Source organism: Herbiconiux sp. (assembly GCF_023264855.1).
In the GTDB taxonomy this organism is placed as follows: Bacteria; Actinomycetota; Actinomycetes; order Actinomycetales; family Microbacteriaceae; genus Herbiconiux.
The window spans coordinates 1-2,690 of the sequence record NZ_JAHFUW010000096.1 but is presented as its reverse complement, the minus strand read 5'-3'; the positions used below and the strand labels follow the sequence as shown (position 1 = coordinate 2,690).

The following is a 2,690-nucleotide window of genomic DNA, read 5'->3' as shown; positions in this document are numbered from 1 at the left end:
TCAGCCGTTACGTGTCGATCGAGGAGAGTGCGGGCCTGTGGGACGCCACGCGGCGCCGATCGAGCACATATCCCTGGAGGGCGATCACGGCCGCGCCCCGGCACCAGCTCTCGTTGGTGCCCGAAGTGAGTTCGACCTTCACCGTGGAAGCTCGCGGGTCACGCTGTTCTCGTATTCCTTCGTCGACCGCGCGTGCTGACACCGCAGCAAGATCCACTCCTTCGCCACCCACCACGACGAACGACGGAGCCACGAGGTTGGCGACGGCGGCTATGAGGCGACCGAGTGCACGGCCCGAACTCGTCGCTATCCCGGTTGCCGCTGGCTGACCGGCTCGGACGAGTGACAGGAATTCGGTCCAGTCGACGGGGCGGTCCAGCGCCGTCGAGATGTCGCGCAGGATGGCGGGCACCGTGAGCATCGACTCCGCGCACCCGCGATGACCGCGATTGCACATCGGGCCGAGCGGGTCGAGCGGCCAGTGCCCTACGAGGCCCACGCCGGAGTCGTCGTTGGCCAGAAGACGGCCGTTGGCCACGCATCCGAACCCCACGCCCACGCCCAGGGTCAGCGCGGCGAAATTGTCGTGGCCCGCCCCGAGGCCGAACCAGTGCTGAGCCTCCATGAACGCGGTGAGGTCATTGGCCGCGAAGGCCGGGATGCCGGTCGCCTGTTGCACGAGACGGGCCAGTGGCACATCGGTCCAGCCGAGGAAAGGCGCGCTGGAGACCGAGCCGTCGCCGGCGACCACGCCGCCGAGCCCGATGCCGATGGCGTCGATCGGGTAGGAGCCGCCCGCCCGGCCCGCTGCGGCGGCGATCCTCTCGACCACCGTCTCCGGCTCGGTCGATGACAGTGCCAACTCGAAGTAGTTCACGACACCGGCACGGAGGTTCGTGACCGCCGCCATGACGGCGTCCCCGGTGAGCTTGATGCCCAGGAAATAGTGCGCCTCCGCCACCACGTCGAGCGGGATCGACGGCCGACCTGCCCGCCGCTCGGCCAATTGGGGCGTCTCGACCAGAAGCCCCACGTCGATCAGCTCGGCGCTGATGCGCGTGAGGGTGGCCGGCGCGAGATCCAGCCGACGCGCCAGTTCGACCCGGGCGAGCGGCCCGTGCAGGAGCACCTCCAGGGCGACGGACTGCGCGAGGTCGTCAGCGGGTTTCCACGGCATCCCGGCGCACCTTTCCTTCTTCAGACGAAACAAAAGCGGGATCATTCAAGCACAGAATCGCATCTTGACGCCATGTTTATTCGTGTGGTGAAATAACTGCCGATGGCGCTCCCGCCACTTCCCGAACCAGGAGACATTTGCAATGAGGCATTCACGTTTCGCTCTCGCCGGCGCGCTCACCGTCGCCGGTGCGCTCATCCTGTCCGGCTGTTCGTCCTCGTCCGGAGGCAGCGCCGACGAACCGATCACCCTCACGTTCTGGGGCACGTATGGCAACGGCGGCAACAGCGCCCAGACCGATGTGCTCGAGAACGAGCTGGTCCCCGCCTTCGAGAAGGCGAACCCGGGCATCTCCGTCGACTACGTCGACATGCCGTACGACGGACTCAAGCAGAAGCTCACGACGAGCGCCGCCGGCGGCGAGCTCCCCGACCTCGTGCGTTCCGACATCGGCTGGGTCGCCCAGTTCGCCGAGCTTGGCGTGTTCAAGCAGCTCGACGGCACGATGCCCGGATTCGACGACCTCGCCGGCGCGGTCTACCCGGGCACTCTCGAGACCACGTCCTGGAACGGCCACTACTACGGCCTCCCCCTCAACACGAACACCCGCGTGCTGATCTCGAACCAGAAGGCCCTGGATGCGGCGGGCATGTCCGCGCCGCCCGCCACGTTCGACGAGATGAAGACCATGGCCGCCAAGCTCAGCGGCACCGGCATCGCCGCGTTCGCCGACAGCGGCCTGAGCGCCTGGAACGTCATGCCCTGGATCTGGTCGGCGGGCGGCGACATCACCGATCCCGACATCACCACCGCCAGCGGCTACCTCGACAGCGACGAGAGCGTCGCCGGGGTGCAACTGCTGGTCGACCTCTACAAGGAGGGCGCCATCCCGAACCTCATCACGGGCAACACCGGCGCGACATCGACGTCGGACGGCCTGCCCTCGAGCAGCTACGCCACCGTGCTCGACGGACCTTGGATGAAGGAGATCTGGCAAGGTCAGTACCCCGACTTCACCCCGGTGTACTCCCCCGTCCCCGCCGGCGACGGAGGCTCGATCAGCGTGGTCGGCGGCGAGAGCATCGTGGTCTCCGAGGCCACGCAACACGCGGATGCGGCGTACAAGTTCGCGGAGTTCACACAGTCGGAGCAGTACCAGGTGGGAATGGCGGGGGTGGGTCAGATGACCGTGAAGCCGGAGTTCGCCGAGCTGCAGGCCGCGATCGATCCGTACTACGAGGCCTTCTCGACCCAGCTCGACACCGCCAGGGCCCGACTGCCCATCCCGCAGGCCAGTGAGGTCGACACCATCCTCAACACCGAACTCGTCTCGGCGTTCGAGGGATCGGTGACGGTGAAAGAGGCCCTCACCTCGGCCGCGACGCGGATCGACGATCTGCTCGCCGAGAACAAGTAGAGAAAGAGCGAGCAGAATCACATGGTTGTTCTCGACGGTCGGCGTGGGGCGGCCCCGGCGGCTCCGGCGGCCCCACGCCGCCCGGCCGCCTCGCCC

At 67.5% G+C, this 2,690-nt stretch carries 2 protein-coding genes; one reads left to right on the top strand and one right to left on the bottom strand.

All coding sequences use genetic code 11. The features are described 5' to 3' along the window. Nucleotides 1-7 precede the first annotated feature (7 nt). Nucleotides 8-1,177, bottom strand: coding sequence for an ROK family transcriptional regulator (locus tag Q0D75_RS20930; RefSeq protein WP_291057819.1), 1,170 nt, complete (start codon nucleotides 1,175-1,177; stop codon nucleotides 8-10). Nucleotides 1,178-1,319: 142 nt separating this feature from the next. On the opposite strand from Q0D75_RS20930, the gene Q0D75_RS20925 reads away from it, so the two are divergent. Beyond that, nucleotides 1,320-2,594: an extracellular solute-binding protein gene (locus Q0D75_RS20925; protein ID WP_291057817.1), complete on the top strand. Its 1,275-nt coding sequence runs from the start codon at nucleotides 1,320-1,322 to the stop codon at nucleotides 2,592-2,594. The last annotated feature ends 96 nt before the right edge of the window (nucleotides 2,595-2,690 follow it).

What these genes read in the sequence shown, in the direction of transcription:
- Q0D75_RS20930 (WP_291057819.1), bottom strand. Translation starts at nt 1,177, where the DNA reads ATGCCGTGGAAACCCGCTGACGACCTCGCGCAGTCCGTCGCCCTGGAG.
- Q0D75_RS20925 (WP_291057817.1), top strand. Translation starts at nt 1,320, where the DNA reads ATGAGGCATTCACGTTTCGCTCTCGCCGGCGCGCTCACCGTCGCCGGT.